Here is a 19,936-nt window from a genome sequence, read left to right on the forward strand (position 1 = left end):
TCATCGGGTAAGGCGAAGTACCCACAGGGCAACTATGCTCAAGTCGCTGGACGACACCATCAGCCTGCGCGCAGGCCTGTGATGAGGGGAAAAGGATGCTCCCGATGACGATCGTGCGTGAACTTGCGGGTATGGCGCCATGAGTGCGCCACCTGGCCCCATCAATCGCCGTGTGCTGATCGTCGACGATACGGCGTCGATCCACGACGATTTCGCGAAAATCCTCAAGTCATCCGCGATTGAAGACAATAGTCTGGGCGAAACCGAAAGCCTGCTGTTCGGCACCCCGTCCGGCGCGCCTGCCACACAGAACGAAAACTTCGAACTGGACTCGGCCTTCCAGGGACGCGAAGCGCTGGACAAGGTCGAAGCCGCGCTGGCCGCCGGTCGCCCTTACGCCATGGCCTTCATCGACATGCGCATGCCGCCGGGCTGGGACGGCCTGGAAACCATCGAGCGGCTCTGGCAGGTCGATCCCAAGCTGCAAGTGGCCCTGTGCACCGCTTATTCCGATTACTCCTGGGAAGAGATCGATCAGCGGTTGCCGCTGAATGATCGCCTGCTGATCCTGAAAAAACCCTTCGATGCGATCGAAATCCGCCAGATGGCCAGCGCCCTGACGGTCAAATGGCAAATGACCGAAGACGCCGCGCTGAAGATGAATCAGCTGGAGCAAAAAGTGACCCTGCTGGCCCGCACGGACGGCCTCACCGGGCTGGCCAACCGCGCCACGCTGATCGAGCGTCTGCATCAGGCCTTCGCTGCCGCGCGCCGGGGGGCGGCGCCATTCTCGGTGTTTTACCTGGACCTGGATCACTTCAAACGGGTCAATGACACCCTCGGTCATCCGGTCGGCGACCTGCTTTTGCAGCAAGTGGCACAACGGATCAAGGCCGGGGTCCGGGAGAACGACGTGGTGGCGCGCTTGGGCGGCGATGAGTTCGCGATCCTGCAACTGGACGTCAGCGAACCGACACAGTCCGCCGCCATGGCCAGCAAAATCCTTGAAACACTGCAGGCGCCCTTCCAACTGGGCGGCAATGCCGTGCGCATTTCGGCCAGCATCGGCATCAGCAGCTATGCGCCCGTCAGCTTCGATGCCGACAGCCTGTTGGGACAAGCCGACATGGCGCTGTACCGTGCCAAGGAGTCCGGACGCGATCAGTTTCACTTCCACTCGGAGGACATCACTCGGGAGGTGGCCGAGCGCATGGTCCTTGCCGAGGAGTTGACCACGGCCCTCACCCAGGGAGGACTGAAGCTCGATTACATGCCGGAAGTGGACCTGCACAGCGGCAGGATTCTCGGCATGGCCGCACAGGTCAGTTGGCAACATCCCCGGCTTGGCCTGCTGCCGGCGTCAGCCTTCGTTCCGGCGGCGGAAAAGACCGGCGCAATCATTCCACTCGGACGCTGGATTCTGGATCAGGCCTGCTGGCAGATGCACCGGTGGCAAAACGACGGGGTGGCGCCTCCGGTGATGGCGATCAAGATTTCCCTGGCGCAGCTCAAGTCCGGCCCCGAACTCATCTACGACGTGTTGCGCACCACTGCGCGCTGGGAGCTGGCGCCATGGGACCTGCGTTTCGATGTCACCGAAGCCACCCTGGCCCAGACCCAATGGACCCACAACGATGCGTTGCCGCGCCTGCGCGAGCTGGGTGTGACCATCGCCATCGATGATTTCGGCACCGAATACTCATCGTTCGATTACCTGAAAACCTACCGGGTCAATCACCTCAAACTCGCCCAGTCCCTGATCGACAATGCGGCCCGGGATGAAGACGGCGCCAACCGGCTGCGGGCGATCGTCAATTTCGCCCGGGACCTGGCCATCGACATCAGCGCCGAGGGTGTCCGGCCGGATGCTCAGGGCGCCGCCCTCGTGCCCGGCACACCGTTGAAAAACGTGCAGGGCTTTTGCCTGAGCGCGGCGGTCAGCCCGGAACAGGCTGCCCGCCTGCTGAAGGACGCCAGCGCGGCCGCCCCGCTGCCCAGGGAGGATGAAGGATGAAAACGCCTTTCCCCCAGACCAACCGGCGCATTCTGATCGTCGACGATACGCCGGCGATCCATGCCGATTTCCGCAAGATCCTCGCCCCCGAGACGGCGGCTGAAGCGGATCTGAGCGGTCTCGAACAGACGCTGTTCGGCACCCTTCAGTCGCCGCACCTGACTTTTCAGCTCGACTCCGCCTATCAGGGCCAGGAAGCGTTGAAGCTGGTGCAACACGCGCTGGACGAAGGTCGCCCCTATGCCCTCGCCTTCACCGACATGCGGATGCCGCCCGGTTGGGACGGCCTGGAGACCATCGAAAAACTGTGGGAGGTCGATCCGAACCTGCAAATTGCCCTGTGCACCGCCTACTCCGACTACAGCTGGGAGGCCATGGCCGAACGGCTGGAATTCGGCGATCAGTTGCTGATCCTGAAAAAGCCGTTCGACACCCTGGAAATCCGTCAGATGGCCAATGCCCTGACCTGGAAATGGCAACTGGCCCAGGACGCGGCGCTGAAGTTGCTCAGCCTCGAGCAGACCGTCGAAGCCCGGGTGCATGAGCTGCTCAAGGTCTCGCGCCTGTTGCAGTACGACAGCCTCACGGGCCTGCCCAACAGCACCTTGCTCGGTGACCGACTGACTCAGTCGCTGGCCGCTTGCCGGCGCCATGACAAACAACTGGTCGTGATGTTTCTCGGCCTGGATCGCTTCAAGCGCATCAACAATGCCCTGGGCCATCCGGCGGGCGACGAGATGCTCAAACGGGTCGGCCAGCAACTGCTGGCCTGCGTACGCGAATCGGACTCGGTGTTTCGCTATGGCTCCGACGAATTCGTGGTGATGCTCAGCGACATCAATCACCCGCAGCAGACCCGCAGCCTCGCCGAAAAACTGCTGGCGGCCATCCGTGAGCCACAGACGATTGTCGGTCACGACGTCAGTGTCACCGCCAGCGTGGGCATCAGCCTTTATCCGGACGACGGGCTGGAAGCCATCGACCTGATCAAAAAAGCCGAGACGGCCATGCGCAATGCCAAGGAAAGCGGTCCGAACGAGATCGGTTTCTTCATCGAGGCCATGAACCAGCGCGCCCGGGAACAGCACGGCATCGAGTCGGGCATTCGCCTGGCTCTGCAACGGCACGAATTCGTCCTGCACTACCAGCCGAAAATCGATCTGGTCAGCGGCCGGGTGGTAGGCGCCGAGGCACTGGTACGCTGGCAGAAACCGGGGCATGGCTGGGTGTATCCATCGGAGTTCATCCCCGTGGCCGAAGACAGCGGCCTGATCGTGCCGCTGAGCAAATGGGTGCTGGGTGAGGCGTGCCGTCAGACGCGGGACTGGCAAAAAGCCGGGTTGCCGCCGATCCGCATGTCGGTCAATACCTCGGCCATCGACTTCCGTCAGCGCCTGTTTGTCGAGGGCATCGAACAGGTGCTCAAAGAGACCGGGCTGGATCCCGCCCTGCTGGAACTGGAAATCACAGAGGGCGTATTGATGCAAAACGTCGACGCGACCATGAGCGCGTTGAACCGGCTCAAGGCCTTGGGCGTCAGGCTGGCCATCGATGATTTCGGCACCGGCTATTCCAGCCTGAGTTACCTGCGGCGGTTCCCCATCGATGTGCTGAAGATCGATCAGTCGTTCATTCGCGGCCTGAGCCATGACAGCAGCGATGCCGCGCTGGTCGGCGCGATCATCAGCCTGGGCAAGAGCCTGAACCTGAACGTCATCGCCGAAGGCGTGGAGACCGCACAGCAACTGGCCTTTCTCAGGGCCCACGACTGCGAGGAGGGCCAGGGTTTCCACTTCAGCAAAGCCTTGCCGGCGGACGCCTTCGCCCGCCTGCTGGTGGCCGGGGTGCCTGGTCCCTGGAGCGTTGCATGAACACGCCGACGACGTACCCGTCGCGAAGTGTTTTGTTCCTGATGCTTTTCGCGCCCTGCGTCGGAATTGTTGCCGCGCCGCTGGACGAGCCGCTGAAACCGCTGCCCGACATTCCGAAACAGGATCCGAAACGCGTCGAGCTGGGCCGCCGGCTTTTTCTCGATCCACGGCTATCGCTCAACAACACCCTGTCCTGCGCCAGTTGCCATCAACTGGACAAGAACGGCGCTGACAGCCGGGCCCTTTCCCTGGGCTTCGATGGCCAGCCGGTGGCGGTCAACACCCCGACCGTACTCAACGCCAGCCTCAATTTCCGCCAGTTCTGGGATGGTCGCGTGGAAACGCTGGAAGAGCAGACCAACGTCGTCATCACCAGCCCCCACGAAATGGGCAGCGACTGGAACACTGTCGTGCAACGGATTGCCGACGATTCCGGTTATCGCCAGTCTTTCAGTGCCGCCTACCCGGATGCCGTGACGCAAGCCAATATCCAGAACGCCCTGACGAGCTACGAACGCACGTTGCTGACACCCGGCTCTCGCTTCGATCAGTACCTGCTCGGCAACACCGATATCCTGACCCTCGATGAGAAATACGGCTATCAGCGCTTCAAGGACTACGGCTGCATTGCCTGCCATCAGGGGGTAAACATCGGCGGCAACATGTACCAGAAGTTCGGGGTGTTCGGTGACTACATTGCCGATCGCGGCAACCCGACGCTGGCGGATCAGGGCCGGTACAACGTCACCGGCGACGAAAACGATCGGGCCGTGTTCAAGGTGCCGAGCCTGCGCAACGTCGCGCTGACCGCACCGTACTTCCACGACGGCTCGGCGCCCACCCTCGAACGGGCGGTGGACGTGATGTTCCAGTATCAGTTGGGGCGCATGCCGAGCGAGGAAGACAAGGCGCTGATCATCGAGTTTCTCAAGACCCTGACCGGACACTGGGAGGGTCAGTCATGATGACCACCGTCTCGGGGCGGCGCAGCCTGCTGTTGCTCAGCCTCCTGGCCGTATTGCTGGCCTCGGTCCTGGTGTTTCTGTACCTCAAGTCCAGTTCCGAGCAGACCACCACCTACACCGAATCCCGGGACCTGATCCGTCAGATCAAGCAACAGGATTCGCAGTGGGAAAGTGAAGTGCTCAAGGCCCGGGTGGCGATCACTCACAATTACGACCCGCTGGTCTCGCCGATGAACGAGATGAATCGCCTGTGGGCACGTTTCGAATCCATGGAATCCGGTCATGGACGTGACGAATCCAGGCAATGGGACCACGCCCACGAGCGCTACCTGGACGCCATGCAGGAAAAGACCCGTCTGGTGGAGCAGTTCAAGTCGCACAACGCGTTGCTGCGCAACTCCCTGGCGTTTCTGCCCAGCGCCGAGGATGACATTCAGGCACAACTGGCCAATCTGTCCGACCTCGACAAGATTCAATTGCAGAACATCGTCACTGACACCTATGACCTTTTGCTCAGCGCACTGGAGTTCGCCCAGGTCGCCTCTGACGACAAAGCCTCCGACATCGAGGTGGGCCTGAACAAACTGGCGGTGAACGCGCAACGTTTGCCGGCGAATTTTCAGACCCCGATCAGGATCCTGAGCAATCACATCGCCCTGATCCTGCGCGAGCAACCGATCGTCAACCGCCTGCTCGATCAGATCGAAGCGATTCCCGTGGCCGAGCGCCTGGACACCATCACCAACATGCTCGACCTGGATCAGCAACAGGCCGAACGCACCGACCAGAAATACCATTTCTACCTGCTGCTGTTTTCCGTCCTGCTGATGTTGTCGCTGCTGTGGCTGGCCATCCGCCTGATCCGCAGTTTTGCCGAAATAAACCGGGTCAATGCGGCCCTGCAAACGGCCAACGATGTGCTCGAGCAACGGGTCGACGAGCGCACCCGCGAACTGAAAAACGTGCAGAGCGAATTGCTCGATGCCGCGCGCCAGGCCGGCATGGCGGAAATCGCCACCAACGTGTTGCACAACGTCGGCAACGTGCTCAACAGCGTGAACATTTCCTCCGACCTGATCTCGCGAAAACTGCGCAGCAGCAAAGCCCTGGGGCTGGGCAAGGCGATGCAGTTGATCAACGAACACCCGGACGACCTCGGGCCGTTCCTGACCGAAGACGCCAAAGGCAAGCTGCTGCCGGGCTACCTCAACCAACTGGTGGGCGCCATCGCCCAGGAACAGCAGGAAATGGCCGAGGAACTGGCGCAGATGAACAAGAGCGTCGATCACATCAAGGACATCGTCGCCACCCAGCAATCCTATGCCGGCGCCAACAGCCTGACCGAGCCGCTGTACATCAACGAACTGCTCGAAGACGCCCTGCGCATGAACGCCGGCGCGCTGACCCGGCATCACGTCACGGTGGTCAAGGATTACGGCGACGTGCCCCAAGTGATGGGCGACAAGCACCGTCTGCTGCTGATCCTGATCAATCTGATCAGCAACGCCAAGTACGCGATGTCCGACCTCAGCAACCGCCCGCGGACCATGACCCTGGGCGTGAAAATCGTCGATGAAGGCTTTCTGGAGATCAGCGTCCGGGACGATGGCGAAGGCATTGCCCCGGAGAACATGACGCGGATCTTTGCCCACGGTTTCACCACCCGCAAGGATGGCCACGGCTTCGGCCTGCACAGTTGCGCCCTGGCGGCCATCGAGATGAACGGCCATCTTACCGCCCACAGCGACGGGCCTGGCCTGGGCGCCCTGTTCACTTTGCAGATCCCGCTGATCACGGTAACGGAGAACGCATGAGCGAACTGTCGAACCGCCGCATCCTGCTGATCGACGACATGCCGTCGATCCACGAAGACTTTCGCAAGATCCTCACCCCGAACCGGGCGCAGTCGGCGGAACTGGACGAGATGGAAGCGGCCCTGTTCGGCGCCCCCGCCAAGCCCCGACGGACGATGTTCCAACTGGACTCGGCCTATGGCGGCGAAGAAGGCCTGGCCAAACTCAACCTGGCCTTGCAGGAGCAATGCCCCTACGCCCTGGCGTTTGTCGACATGCGCATGCCCGACGGTTGGGATGGAGCGAAAACCATCGAGCAGTTGTGGCTGCAGGATCCGCAATTGCAGGTGGTGGTCTGCACCGCTTATTCCGACTATTCCTGGGATGAACTGCTGGATCGCCTGCACGCCCATGACCGGCTGCTGATCCTGAAAAAGCCCTTCGACAACATCGAAGTCCAGCAAATGGCCAACACCCTGCTGACCAAATGGCAGATGACCGAACGTGCATCATTGCAGATGCATCACCTGGAACATCTGGTGGACCAGCGCACGGCCCAGTTCAAGCAGGCCAGCGAAGCCTTGCAGCGAGAGATCGATGAGCGCAAGCAACTGGAAGGCCAGTTGGTGCAGTCGGAAAAACTCGCCTCGCTGGGGCAACTGGCTGCCGGGGTCGCCCACGAAATCAACAACCCGATCGGCTTCATTTCCTCCAACCTCGGCACCCTAGACGGTTACTTCCAGCAACTGCTGGCCATGCTCGGCGCCTATCACGCCGCCGGGCAGACCCTGGCGGCCGAGCCTGCCGCGCAGTTACAACAAATGCGCGAGCACCTCGAAGTGGATTTTCTGCTGGAAGACATTCCGGTGCTGATCCGCGAGTCCAAGGAAGGCATCGGCCGGGTCGGGCAGATCGTCAAGGACCTCAAGGACTTTTCCCGGGTCGACACCCAGCAGCAATGGCAGTGGGCGAACCTGCAACAGGGTATCGAGTCGACCCTGAACATCGTCGCCAGCGAGCTCAAGTACAAGGCCGATGTGGTCAAGGAGTATCAGGACCTTCCGGAGATCGAGTGCCTGCCCTCGCAGATCAATCAGGTCATCATGAACCTGGTGATCAACGCGGCGCAGGCCATGGGTGCCGAGCGCGGCACCATCACCCTGCGCACTGCGGTGCAGGGCGAGTCGGCGATCATCGAAGTGGCCGACACCGGTTCGGGCATTGCGCCCGAGACCCTGCAGAAAATCTTCGACCCGTTTTTCACCACCAAACCCGTAGGCCAGGGGACAGGGCTGGGTCTGTCCCTGTCCTATGGCATCGTGAAGAAACACGGCGGGGATATTTCAGTCAGCAGCACGTTGGGCGCCGGCACCACGTTTCGCGTGCAACTGCCATTGCGCCAGACCCGGCCTGCGGCTTGATCAGGTCGCTTCCTGAAAATCCATTTCCGGTGGCTGGCGACGGAAACCGCCGGTCAGCACCGCCAGATACACCACGCCAATCGCCAGCCAGCTCAGGCCCAGATACACCGCCAGGTGATCGAGGCTGACCATCAGCCACAAGTCCGCGACCAGACCGATGAACGGGAACACCAGAAACAGCAGCAGCTCGCGCGGGCCTTTTTTCTCGCCACCGATCCAGTAGTGAAAAATCACTGACAGGTTGACCAGGCTGAAAGCCAGGAACGCGCCGAAGTTGATGAACGAGGTCGAGGTGGTCACGTCGAGTTTCAGCGCCAGCAATGCCACCACGGCGCAGAGCAGGATGCTGTTGACCGGCGTACCGAAGCGCTCGTGCAAGGTGCCGAAGAATGACTTGGGCAACACGCCGTCACGACCCATCGCAAACAGCAGCCGCGAACCGCTGGCCTGCGCCGAAAGACCCGAAGCGAACTGACCGACGATCAGGCCGATGAGGAAAATCGACACGAACAGGTCACCACCGATGTTGCGCGCAATCTCGTAGGCCGCCGAGTCGACGTTGTCGAACTGGAACGACGGATGCGCGACCTGCACGAAGTACGACACGCCGACGAAGATCAGCCCGCCGATCAGGGTGATCAACATGATCGCCCGAGGGATGGTGCGACGTGCATCGCGGGTTTCTTCGGTGAGGGTGCTGACTGCATCGAAACCGAGGAACGAGTAGCAGGCGATGGCCGCGCCGCTCATGATCAGCGGCATCTGCATGTCGCCGCTGAAGAACGGTTTGATCGACCACAACGGCGTGCTGGCGTCGCCGCCGATGTAATGCACGCACAGGGCGACGAACGCGACCAGCACCAGGAACTGCACCAGCATCAGCAAGGCGTTGATGCCGTTGGCCAGTTTCAGGCCGATGATGTTGATCGCGCTGGTGATGCCGATGAACGCCAGCACCCAGATCCACTGCGGGATCGACGCAAAGGCCGAAGCGAGGTACGCGGCACCGATCAGCCAGATCGCCATCGGCAGAAACAGATAATCAAGCAGCACCGCCCAACCGGCGATGAAACCGAGTTTCGGGCTGATGGCCTTGCGCACATAGCTGTAGGCCGAGCCGGCCACCGGAAATGCAGCAGCCATGCGGCCATAACTCATGGCGGTGAAGAACATCGCCACCAGCGCCGCCAGATACGCGGCGGGCACCATGCCGGCGGTGGATTGGGCGAGGATGCCGAACGTGCCGAGGACAATGATCGGCGTCATGTAGGCGATGCCGAACAGCACCACCGACCCCAGCGAAAGGGTGCGTTGCAAACGAGCCATGGGCGACTTACTCCGGATTTTATTGGATTTATGGCAGAGGCCGAGTTCGGCGAATGTTTTGGGTGTTGCGTTGTTGTTTTTGGGGTTATCTGAATGTTTGTATGACTTGAGATCGATCCCCCTCACCCCAGCCCTCCCGAAACGTCGGACCGCCCCCAAGGGGGCGAGTGGGAAAGGGAGCCGATCGGGGGCTTTTCAAAACCTGAGTTCGACGTGGTCTTTCAGGTCGATGTACCTCGAATGAGCGACTCGGTCGGTCCCCTCTCCCCCTGGGAGAGGGTTAGGGTGAGGGCAGCGATCAACGGGCAGGAATCAAAAGCTCCCGAACACCACCCTCCCGCTCCACCACCTCCCCCGGCAACTTCAACCGCTGATCATCCAGATACCGATAATCCTTGCGCGCCAGTTCTAGCTGACCGAAATCCAGATCGACACTGAACCGCCCTTCCTCACGCCCGGCCTCGAACAGCACCGTACCCAGCGGATCCACCAGCGCACTGCCGCCGGCGAACATCAACCCGTCATCCCCGGCTTCCACGCGGTTGACCATCAGCGCAAACGCCTGGTTTTCCTGGGCCCGGGCCATGATTGCGGTGCGGTGAGTCGGCCCGTACGGGTCCATGTTGCCGTTGGTGACGATCAGCAATTCAGCCCCCAGTTGCGCCAGGGCACGGGCGGACTCCGGGAATTCGATGTCGTAGCAGATCAGCAGACCGACCCGCACGCCGTTCCACAAACACGTGGCATAACGGTCGCCAGCCTCGAACACACCGCGATCGGAGGCCCAGAGGTGGGTCTTGCGGTATTTCAGGGCGATGCCTTCAGGGGTGATCAGCAGCGTGGTGTTGTAGAAGCGGCCGTTGTCGTTTTCGGCCATGCCGATCACCACGGCGAGGTTGCGTTCGCGGGCAGCGGCCTGCACCGCGCTGACGGTCGGCCCATCCAGCGGCTCGGCGATCTGCGCCACGGTGTCGACGGTCGGGAAGCCCATCAGGTGGGTCTCGGGGAACACGATCAGTTGCGTGTCGGCCGGGCACTCGGCAATCGCCGCCAGGGCGCGTTCGAGGTTGTACGCCGTGTCTTTGTCACGGCCCGCCAGTTGGGCGAGTTCGACTTTCATGGGGAGTCCTTGTTATGAGCGCCGGGCGCCGAAAGATTGCCCGGCGGCTGTCTGTGGGCCAGTATGCTCGGCATTCGACCGGCCAGGGAATTACGCGGCCGGGGTAACCCGATAGGGGTAGAGGCATGACTGTTTCGTTTGACGACATCACCTGGCACCGCGCCGTCGGGCAGTTGATCGACGCCCTCGACAAGCCGAATTTCTGGGCGCAACTGGTGCGCCTGCTCGACCAGTACGTCACGTTCGATAGCTGGGTAGCCCTGCTGTTCAGCGCTGACCGTCACCCGCAGGTGTTCGCCGAATGCCCGGGCGAGGACGGCAGTCCCGACCAACTGTTTCAGGATTACCTGCGCGGGTTGTACCTGCTCGACCCGTTCTACATCGCCTGCCGCGAGCAATCGCGCACCGGGTTGTACCGCCTGTCGGAGGTCGCGCCGGAGCACTTCGAGCTGACCGAGTATTACCAGCGATACTTTCGTCTGAATGTGGTGGCCGACGAAATCCAGTTCAATTGCCAGCTCGAAGGCGACCGCACGCTGTGCCTGTCACTGGGCAGCAAACAGCGTTTCAGCGGCGAGCAGATTGCCCTGCTGTCGCTGATTCAGCCGTGGGTGCTCGGCCTGCTGCGCCAGCGCCTGCCTTACGAAATCAATGAAATCGTCGCCCTCGCCCCGTCGCCGGCGCAACCGGACTGGCGGGTGCAACTCGAAGCGTCGGTGCAGCAACTCAAGGGCGCCCAACTGACCGCCCGGGAACTGGATGTCGGGCGTTTGATGCTCAGCGGTTGCTCCAGTAAAGAAATCGCCCGTAAGCTGGAAATCTCTGTTGAAACCGTGAAAGTCCATAAGAAACACATGTACAGCAAGCTGGGGATCAAATCCCAGTCGGAGCTGTTTTCGATCTTCCTGCAGGCGCAGAACGCCTGACTGCCGCAAAAAAATCTGTCCGAACCAAGGAAACCGTATGAGCCTGTCACTCCTGAGCCGCTACGCCTTCTTTGCCGTCTGCGTGATTTTCACCCTCGCCAGCCTGCCCTTCCTCGAACACGACTGGCTGTGGCCGATCACCGCCGTCACCGGGGTGCTGAGCCTGCTCGGTCTGTTCGACCTGATGCAGAGCCCCCACGCGGTGCGCCGCAATTACCCGATCCTGGGCAACATCCGTTATCTGGTCGAGGGGATTCGCCCGGAAATCCGCCAGTACCTGCTGGAATCCGACAGTGACGCCCTGCCCTTCTCCCGCGCCCAGCGCTCGCTGGTGTATTCGCGGGCCAAGAATGAAAGCGCCGACAAACCGTTCGGCACCCTGATCGACGTGTATCAGTCCGGTTTCGAGTTCATTGGTCACTCGATGCGCCCGGCGCCGTTGAGCGATCCGAACAGCTTTCGCGTCACCGTCGGCGGGCCACAGTGCACTCAGCCGTACTCGGCGTCGGTGTTCAACATCTCGGCCATGAGTTTTGGCTCCCTCAGCGCCAACGCGATCCGCGCGCTGAACCAGGGTGCGAAGCTCGGCAACTTCGCCCACGACACCGGCGAAGGCAGCATCAGCCCCTATCACCGCGAACACGGCGGCGACCTGACCTGGGAGCTGGGCAGCGGTTACTTCGGCTGCCGCACCAGCGACGGCCGTTTCGACCCGGAACGCTTCGCCGCCCAGGCGCAGACCCCGCAAGTGCGGATGATCGAAATCAAGATGAGCCAGGGCGCCAAACCCGGCCACGGCGGGATTCTGCCCAAGCACAAGGTGACCCAGGAAATCGCCGATACCCGCGGCATTCTGATGGGCGAAGACTGCATCTCGCCGTCCCGCCACAGCGCGTTCTCCACGCCGATCGAGATGATGCATTTCATCCAGCAACTGCGTGAGCTGTCCGGCGGTAAACCGGTAGGCTTCAAGTTCTGCCTCGGCCATCCGTGGGAGTTCATGGGCATCGCCAAGGCCATGCTGGAAACCGGCATTCTCCCGGACTTCATTGTGGTCGACGGCAAGGAAGGCGGCACCGGCGCGGCGCCGGTGGAGTTCACCGACCACATCGGCGTGCCGATGCGCGAAGGTCTGTTGTTCGTGCACAACACGCTGGTGGGCCTGAATCTGCGGGACAAGATCAAACTCGGCGCCAGCGGCAAGATCGTCAGCGCCTTCGACATCGCCAGCGTGCTGGCCATCGGCGCCGACTGGGCCAACTCGGCGCGCGGTTTCATGTTCGCCATCGGCTGCATCCAGTCGCAAAGCTGCCACACCAACAAATGCCCGACCGGCGTCGCCACCCAGGACAACCTGCGCCAGCGTGCGCTGGTGGTGCCGGACAAGGCTCAGCGGGTCTACAACTTCCATCGCAACACGTTGAAGGCGCTGGCGGAAATGCTCGCTGCCGCCGGCCTCGATCATCCGTCGCAACTGTCGGCCAAGCATTTGGTGCGGCGCATGTCGGCCACCGAGATCAAGTTGTTCTCGCAGCTGCATGTGTTCCTGAAACCGGGGGAACTGCTCACCGGGGAAGTGAATGGCGAGTTCTATTCGAGGATGTGGCAGATGGCGCGGGCGGACAGTTTTGAGCCGCAGGACATCGCGGCTGCCTAGCGGTAACGCTCACCAACTCAGGAGCCGACCATGGGGCGGCTCTTTCATGACGATGAAACCGTAATCGCCGATCAGGTAGATGCGGTAATAGAGGCTGTCCACCAACGCGGGAAAACCCTGATAGCCGACGCGCGTGGCATTGCGCCGCTCGCGTTCGGCGACCACGTTGGTGATACCGGCGGACGGCAGGTTTTCCGCGAGCATGAAGTAGTCGATGTTGAGCAGATAGCGCAGCACCGGCAGCTGTTTGAAGGTGCCCGTCGCACTCGCCAGCCAGCGGTCAGAGTAGGTGACCGAAATGTATATCCGCTTGGCGTCGCGCAATTCGCGATGGGAAGAAATGTCATGACTGAGGCTGTAGAGAGCGCTGCTGGCGAAGGTTTTTTCCATCGTCAGCACCCTCCCATAAGCGAAGGACAGCGACAGCGTGGCCAGAAGCGGAATCGCCAGCAACAGGGGCAGCCGCGAGTGCAGCGACGTCAATCCGATACAGGCCAGATAGAACAGCAACATCAGCAGCACGCCGAACCCCATCAGGGTTCGCGCACCTTCGTTGAAGTCGCGAAACAGCAGCGTCATGCCCGGCACCAGCAGCACAATCAGCGGCAAAGTCAGCAGACAGCCACAGCTCAGGAGCAGGCCCTTTGCGGGTGGTTCCTGGCGCAGGCAAATTCGCTGTCCCATCCGCACACCACCGAGCAACGCGCACAGGAGTAACACGACGAACACTGCCGTGTAGCCACCGTGAAACAGCAGCGCCACCTTCTCCATGACCCGGCCAGAATTGATGCTGATCTGAAGCAGTGGATCAGCACTGAAGTCGAGCAATTCGGTGCGTGTGGAATCGGTGAACGGATAGGCCGTAACGGCGTAGATCGACACACCCAGCGCCAGTTGCGCCAGCCGCCAGCCTGATCGGCGCCAGAGCTCATTCCATGGCACTCGCGCGTGAACATGCCTGAGCAACTCCACACAACACAGCCCGAGAAACACATTGAGGCTGATCTGATACAGCCCGATCGCCAGCGCCAGCAACACCGAAGGCACCAGCCATCGCTGTATCCGGGACGTGCCGCCAAACGTGATCGCGTAAATCACCGCGACCAGACTCAGGGCCATGCCGGCCCCGTCGTATTGATAGGACAGGTTCTGCAACAGGAACGGGTTGTACCAGAGCGGCAACGGCACCAGACAACAGGCCAGCGTCGGTTCGGGGAAATAGTGAAAGGTCAGGCGGGTCAGGGCCAATGACATGGCCAGTGTGGCGAGCAGCAGCGGCAAGGGAAAGATGTTCGGCGCAGCGCCAGTGAACGTCAGCGCTTTATACAGCCAGTCCATGAACAGGCGCCCCTGCCCGGCCCAGACATTGCCGGCGGCCAGGGTGCGCCAGTTGTCGTCGATGTAGGGAAAGTCGGCGAGGAGCAGCGGCAGGATGTACAGCATCGTGGCGAACAGGAAAAACAGCACGACCTGACGGCGGCCGAGTTCTCGTACGAGAAAATCGCTCATCCTCATACCGGCGCCTCTGTGCACTGCTGCGCGGGAAACTGCGTCTATAAAGCTTGGAACATGGCACGAGGTCAGAGGTCGTTTTTTACGCTGGTTTCAGACAAGCGGCCTCACCTCCCGCCCACAAAAAAGCCCCGGCCAATCGACCGGGGCTTTCAGTTTCAGCGCTGACGTTTTACGAAACCGAACGCACCGCGCCTTGCGACGCATCGGTCGGCTGCAGCTTGAACACGTAGAACAGAACGGTCAGCAGCACCAGGAACGCCGGGCCCACATACAGCGCCACGCGGGTGTCCGGGAAGTACGCCATCAGGCCCACCACCAGCACCAGGAAGGCCAGCGCCAGATAGGAGCTGACCGGGAACAGCCACATCTTGTATTTGAGACCGGCGCGTTCGCTGGCGCTCAGGCCTTTGCGGAATTTCAGCTGGGCCAGCAGGATCATCACCCAGGTCCAGATCGCGCCGAAGGTGGCGATGGACGTTACCCAGACGAAGACTTTTTCCGGCACCAGATAATTCAGCAGCACGCCCAGCAGCAGGGCGAAGATCGACAGCAGCAACGCCCGACGCGGCACGCCGTTGGAGGTCTTGGCGAAGCCGGCAGGCGCCTGGCCGTTCTGCGCCAGGCTGTAGAGCATGCGCCCGGTGCTGAAGATGCCGCCGTTGCACGATGACAGCGCAGCGGTGATCACCACGAAGTTGATGATGCCGGCGGCAGTCTTGATGCCCAGACGCTCGAAGGTCATCACGAACGGGCTGCCCTGCGTGCCGATTTCATTCCACGGGTAGATCGACAAAATCACGAACAGTGCGCCGACGTAGAACAGCAGGATCCGCCAGAACACCGAGCCGATGGCACCGGGAATGGTCTTCTGCGGGTTCTTCGCTTCACCGGCGGTCAGGCCGATCATCTCCACGCCCAGGTAGGCGAACATCACCATCTGCAGCGACATCAGCACGCCCGTCACGCCGTTGGGCATGAAGCCGCCATGGGTCCACAGGTTGGAAATCCCCAGCGCCACACCGTCGTTACCGAAACCGAACGCAATGATGCCGATGCCGCCGAGCACCATGGCGATGATGGTGACGATCTTGATCAGGGCAAACCAGAACTCGAATTCACCGAAGGCCTTCACCGCGATCAGGTTGATCGAACCCATGCTGACCAGCGCCGCCAGCGCCCAGATCCAGCGCGGCACATCGGGGAACCAGATGCCCATGTACACCGCCACTGCCGTGATTTCGGCGACGCAGGTCACCAGCCACAGGAACCAGTAGTTCCAGCCGGTGAGAAAGCCTGCCAGCGGGCCGAGATAATCCTGTGCGTAACGGCTGAAGGAGCCGGCCACCGGGTTGTGCACGGCCATCTCGCCGAGTGCGCGCATGATCACCAGGATCGCCAGGCCACCGATGATGTAGGACAGCATGATTGCCGGGCCGGCCATTTCGATGGCCTTGGCCGAACCGAGGAACAGACCGACACCGATACAGGCGCCGAGCGCCATCAGACGGATATGCCGTTCGCCGAGTTCGCGTTTGAGTGGACCGCCGTTCGCGGTCTCGCCATGGGGCGGGTGATTGCCGACTGGCATGGGGGACTTCCTCGTCTTGTTATTGGATAGACCACCGAGTGTCGAAGCGTCGGCCGATAAGCCCTGGCTTCCCGACACCGCGCCGGCCTCGTGGGCGGACGCGTCCTCAGGTCCGGGCCTGAGGATCAGCGGCTCTGGCAGTATAAAAAGCTTCTGGCAGGATATTTCACTCTAAAAGACGCGATATTCAGCGACAAAATTCGCCAACCATCGAACTTTCGAGACAAACACTCCTGAAAAAACCGGATTATTCACTGCCGAAATGGGCGCCGAGTATTGCACAGCAATGGTGCAGCGTCATGCCCCTACCCAAGTCGTATTACCCGCGAACCGCTCTGATCCGCGCCTTTTCAAGACCTGCACACGCATTGCTGCCGGATTGCCCGCTGCGCAGATTTGTTCAGGGTCGAAGCTTCACAATTTTTTCACCCCCGCCAACCACCGACTAAGCTTCAGTCAAGTCCGATCAATCTGCGTGAATGGATCAATCGACTATGGGCGCTTTGTGGCAAACCGATTCGAGTGAAAAAGTGGTTCCGACTGAACGTGTGGATGAAGCGCCTGTCCCTGAGAAACCCCGTCGTAACCGGCATGGGTGGAAGGCTTTCTGGCTGTTGCTGGTGATCATTGCGATTGTGGTGGGCCTGGCCGCGATGAAGGAAATGCGCACTTCGCGTTTTCAATCCCGCGAGGTCAGCCAGTACGCCGCCAGATTGACCTATGAACTGCAACCTGGCCCCAGCGAGGCCATTCGTTATCCGGGCAACGGACCGTTCGATCTGCGTCTGGGTTACAGCTCGCTGGACGAGTTTTTGCCACGACTGCTCAAGCGCAATTACGTGATCACCGAACAGACGCGCTTCTCGCCAGCGCTGCTCGGCTATACCGACAAGGGCCTGTTCGTGCCCTACTCCGAGAAAATCCAGGCCGGGCTGTCGATCACCGATTGCCGCGCCGCACCGCTGTATCAGTACAACTATCCACAGCAGCTGTATTCGAGTTTCGAGTCGATCCCGCCGGTGGTGGTCAACAGCCTGTTGTTCATCGAAAACCGCTTCCTGCTCGACCCCAAACAACCGATGGCCAACCCGGCGGTGGACTGGCCGCGCTTCGGCATGGCCGCGTGGTCGCAGGTTGCCAAGTTGTTGCACTTGCCGGGACAGTCGGCCGGCGGCAGCACCTTGGCCACGCAACTGGAAAAGTATCGCCACTCGCCTGACGGGCTGACCGTCAACGGTGCCGAGAAAATCCGCCAGATGATTTCCGCCAGCGTGCGCGCTTATCAGGCCGGCCCGGACACCTTGCCGGCGCGGCGCAACATCATTCGTGACTACCTCAACAGCGTGCCGTTGTCGGCGGTGCCGGGGCACGGTGAAGTCCATGGCATGGCCGAAGGCCTGCGGGTCTGGTACGGCGCCGATTTCAACGAAGCCAACAAAAAACTCGCCAGTACCGCGACCGATCCACAGACCCTGGCCGACAAGGGCCTGGCCCTGCGCGAAATGCTCTCGCTGATGATCGCCCAGCGCCGTCCTTCCCATTACCTGACCAAGGGCCGGGAAGAGCTGGCCGACCTCACCGACAGCCACCTGCGGCTGCTCAAGCAGAACGGGGTGATCGACAACGCGCTGGCCGATGCGGCCCTCGCGAGCAAAGTCACCTACCGCGACTGGCAGACCCAGCCAACCATTCAGCCGATCGAAACCAACAAAGGCATCAGCGTCGCCCGCAGCCGTCTGGCCTCGATGCTCAATCGTCCGCTGTACGACCTCGACCGCCTCGACCTCTCGGCCACCAGCACCCTGCAAGGCGAGCTGCAAACCCAGGCCACGGCCTACCTGAAAAAACTCGCAGACCCGGCCTACGCCGCCGAAATCGGCCTGCTCGGCGAACGTCTGCTGACGCCCACCAGCACCACCCAGGTACGTTACAGCTTCACCCTGTTTGAGCTGACCCCGGACGGCTCGCGGGTGCGGGTGCAGACCGACAGCACCGACCAGCCGTTCGACATCAACGAAGGCAGCAAACTGGAACTGGGCTCCACGGCGAAGATGCGGGTGCTGACCACCTACCTGCAAATCATCTCCGAACTGCATGACAAGTACGGCGCCATGACCGTGCCGGAACTGAAGAAAGTCGACGTGCCGGATCAGGATCGCCTGACCCAGTGGGTGATCGATTACCTGATCCAGAACAAGGATCACGACCTGTCGAAGATGCTCGGCGCCGCCCTCGACCGCAAATACTCCGCCAGCCCCGGCGAGGCGTTTTTCACCGGTGGCGGCCTGCACGTGTTCCACAACTTCCGCAAGGAAGACAACGGCCGCATGCCGACCCTGCGCGATGCCCTGCGCGAGTCGATCAACCTGCCGTTCATTCGCCTGATGCGCGATCTGGTGCGCTACACCACCTACTCCGGCCCCAACAACAGCGCCGAGCTGCTCAAGGATGATCGCGACCCGCGGCGTCAGGAATACCTGGCCTCGTTCGCCGACCGCGAAGGCACTTCGTTCCTGCTCAAGTTCTGGAAGAAGTACAAGAACAAGGACACCCAGGCCCGGCTCGACACCTTCCTCGACAGCATGCGCCCGACGCCGATCCGCATGGCCGCCGTGCACCGTTATCTGCTGCCCAACGCCAGCCAGGAGGACTTCAACAGCTTCGTGCGCTCACATCTGAAGGGCGTGAAAATCACCGAAAAACTCACCGACGAGCGCCTGGAACGCCTCTACCTCGCCTACGGGCCCGGGACTTACGATTTGCCGGATCAGGGCTTCATCGCCAAGGTGCACCCGCTGGACCTGTGGCTGATCGGCTATCTGCTCAACCACCCGGACGCGACCTGGAGCCAGATCGTCAAGGCCAGTCAGTTCGAGCGTCAGGAAGTCTATAGCTGGCTGTTCAAGAGCAAGCACAAGGGTGCCCGGGACAGTCGCATTCGCACGATGCTGGAGATCGAAGCGTTCCTCGACATCCATCAGCGCTGGCAGAAAGTCGGCTATCCGTTCGATCACCTGGTGCCGTCGCTGGCCACCGCTATCGGCAGCTCCGGCGACCGCCCCGCCGCACTGGCCGAGTTGATCGGCACCATCCTCAACGACGGCGTGCGCATGCCGACCCTGCGCATCGACAGCCTGCATTTTGCCGCCGGCACGCCTTACGAGACGAAACTGGTCAATGACCCTCACGTCGGTAAACGGGTGATGCCGTCCGAAGTCGCCACGGCGATGCGTGAAGCGTTGTCGCAAGTGGTGGACTCGGGAACCGCCAAACGTGTTTCCGGCAGTTTCAAACTGAACGATGGAACTCCGCTGACCATGGGCGGAAAAACCGGTACGGGCGACAACCGCATCGAGGCCATCGGTTCCGGCGGGCGCATTTTGAGTTCCAAGTCGATCAACCGCACGGCGACCTTCGTGTTCTACATCGGCGACCACCATTTCGGCACGCTCACCGCGTTCGTTCCGGGACGCTCGGCAGAGAACTTCAAATTCACCTCGGCCCTGCCGGTGCAGGTGCTCAAGGGCATGGCGCCGATCCTGATGCCGTATCTGCAACCGGGCAGCGATTCGCAATGCCGGCCACCGCAGGTTCCCCAGGTGGCGCTGGTGAACCTGCCATCGCGTAACCCCGATTGAAGTTGTGGAGGCAATAACTAATTATTTTATGCATTCCAATATTCAATGTTTCGCCTGCCAGGTTCGCACTCTAAAAGCAGGCTTTTGAACTAATTCTCTGCA

General features: G+C 61.3%; 12 protein-coding genes. 8 read left to right on the forward strand and 4 right to left on the reverse strand.

All coding sequences use genetic code 11. From position 1 onward, the window contains the following. The first annotated feature begins 139 nt into the window (after window positions 1-139). The 5 genes from IF189_RS22695 to IF189_RS22715 are packed head-to-tail and all read left to right on the forward strand — an operon-like array spanning window position 140 to window position 8,064. On the forward strand, window positions 140-2,014 hold the full coding sequence (locus IF189_RS22695) for a putative bifunctional diguanylate cyclase/phosphodiesterase (RefSeq protein ID WP_192552298.1): 1,875 nt from the start codon (window positions 140-142) through the stop codon (window positions 2,012-2,014). Continuing rightward, the gene (locus IF189_RS22700; protein WP_192552299.1) at window positions 2,011-3,885 is read left to right on the forward strand and encodes a putative bifunctional diguanylate cyclase/phosphodiesterase; all 1,875 of its coding nucleotides are present in this window, start codon (window positions 2,011-2,013) and stop codon (window positions 3,883-3,885) included. The genes IF189_RS22695 and IF189_RS22700 overlap by 4 nt, the downstream gene beginning before the upstream one ends. Continuing rightward, window positions 3,882-4,850, forward strand: coding sequence for a cytochrome c peroxidase (locus IF189_RS22705; protein WP_192552300.1), 969 nt, complete (start codon window positions 3,882-3,884; stop codon window positions 4,848-4,850). The genes IF189_RS22700 and IF189_RS22705 overlap by 4 nt, the downstream gene beginning before the upstream one ends. Then, window positions 4,850-6,664, forward strand: coding sequence for a DAHL domain-containing protein (locus tag IF189_RS22710; protein WP_192553600.1), 1,815 nt, complete (start codon window positions 4,850-4,852; stop codon window positions 6,662-6,664). Before IF189_RS22705 ends, IF189_RS22710 begins: the two co-directional genes overlap by 1 nt. Beyond that, window positions 6,661-8,064 carry an ATP-binding protein gene (locus IF189_RS22715; protein WP_192552301.1) on the forward strand — a complete coding sequence of 468 codons (1,404 nt, stop codon included), beginning with the start codon at window positions 6,661-6,663 and terminating at the stop codon, window positions 8,062-8,064. The genes IF189_RS22710 and IF189_RS22715 overlap by 4 nt, the downstream gene beginning before the upstream one ends. Here the strand turns inward: IF189_RS22715 and IF189_RS22720 are convergent, their stop codons facing one another. Together IF189_RS22720 and IF189_RS22725 are read right to left on the reverse strand one after the other, a co-directional pair. Next, a complete protein-coding gene (locus IF189_RS22720; RefSeq protein WP_134827982.1) occupies window positions 8,065-9,390 on the reverse strand; it encodes an APC family permease in 1,326 nt (441 codons plus the stop codon). 298 nt (window positions 9,391-9,688) lie between these two features. Further along, entirely contained in the window at window positions 9,689-10,510 is an 822-nt protein-coding gene (locus IF189_RS22725; RefSeq protein WP_192552302.1) for a carbon-nitrogen hydrolase family protein, read from the reverse strand. A gap of 125 nt (window positions 10,511-10,635) precedes the next feature. On the opposite strand from IF189_RS22725, the gene IF189_RS22730 reads away from it, so the two are divergent. Then, on the forward strand, window positions 10,636-11,436 hold the full coding sequence (locus IF189_RS22730) for a helix-turn-helix transcriptional regulator (RefSeq protein WP_085709445.1): 801 nt from the start codon (window positions 10,636-10,638) through the stop codon (window positions 11,434-11,436). 37 nt (window positions 11,437-11,473) lie between these two features. Next, a complete protein-coding gene (locus tag IF189_RS22735) occupies window positions 11,474-13,093 on the forward strand; it encodes an FMN-binding glutamate synthase family protein (protein WP_119427750.1) in 1,620 nt (539 codons plus the stop codon). Between the two features lie 9 nt (window positions 13,094-13,102). On the opposite strand, the gene IF189_RS22740 is transcribed toward IF189_RS22735, so the two are convergent. Continuing rightward, a complete protein-coding gene (locus tag IF189_RS22740; protein WP_192552303.1) occupies window positions 13,103-14,608 on the reverse strand; it encodes a glucosyltransferase domain-containing protein in 1,506 nt (501 codons plus the stop codon). 169 nt (window positions 14,609-14,777) lie between these two features. Beyond that, window positions 14,778-16,196, reverse strand: coding sequence for an amino acid permease (locus IF189_RS22745; RefSeq protein ID WP_192552304.1), 1,419 nt, complete (start codon window positions 16,194-16,196; stop codon window positions 14,778-14,780). A 494-nt stretch (window positions 16,197-16,690) separates the two neighbouring features. On the opposite strand from IF189_RS22745, the gene IF189_RS22750 reads away from it, so the two are divergent. Continuing rightward, window positions 16,691-19,834, forward strand: a complete 3,144-nt coding sequence (locus IF189_RS22750; RefSeq protein WP_192552305.1) for a transglycosylase domain-containing protein — start codon at window positions 16,691-16,693, stop codon at window positions 19,832-19,834. Window positions 19,835-19,936 lie beyond the last annotated feature (102 nt).

It is taken from the genome of Pseudomonas sp. IzPS59 (assembly GCF_014863505.1).
GTDB classification, from domain to species: domain Bacteria; phylum Pseudomonadota; class Gammaproteobacteria; order Pseudomonadales; family Pseudomonadaceae; genus Aquipseudomonas; species Aquipseudomonas kribbensis.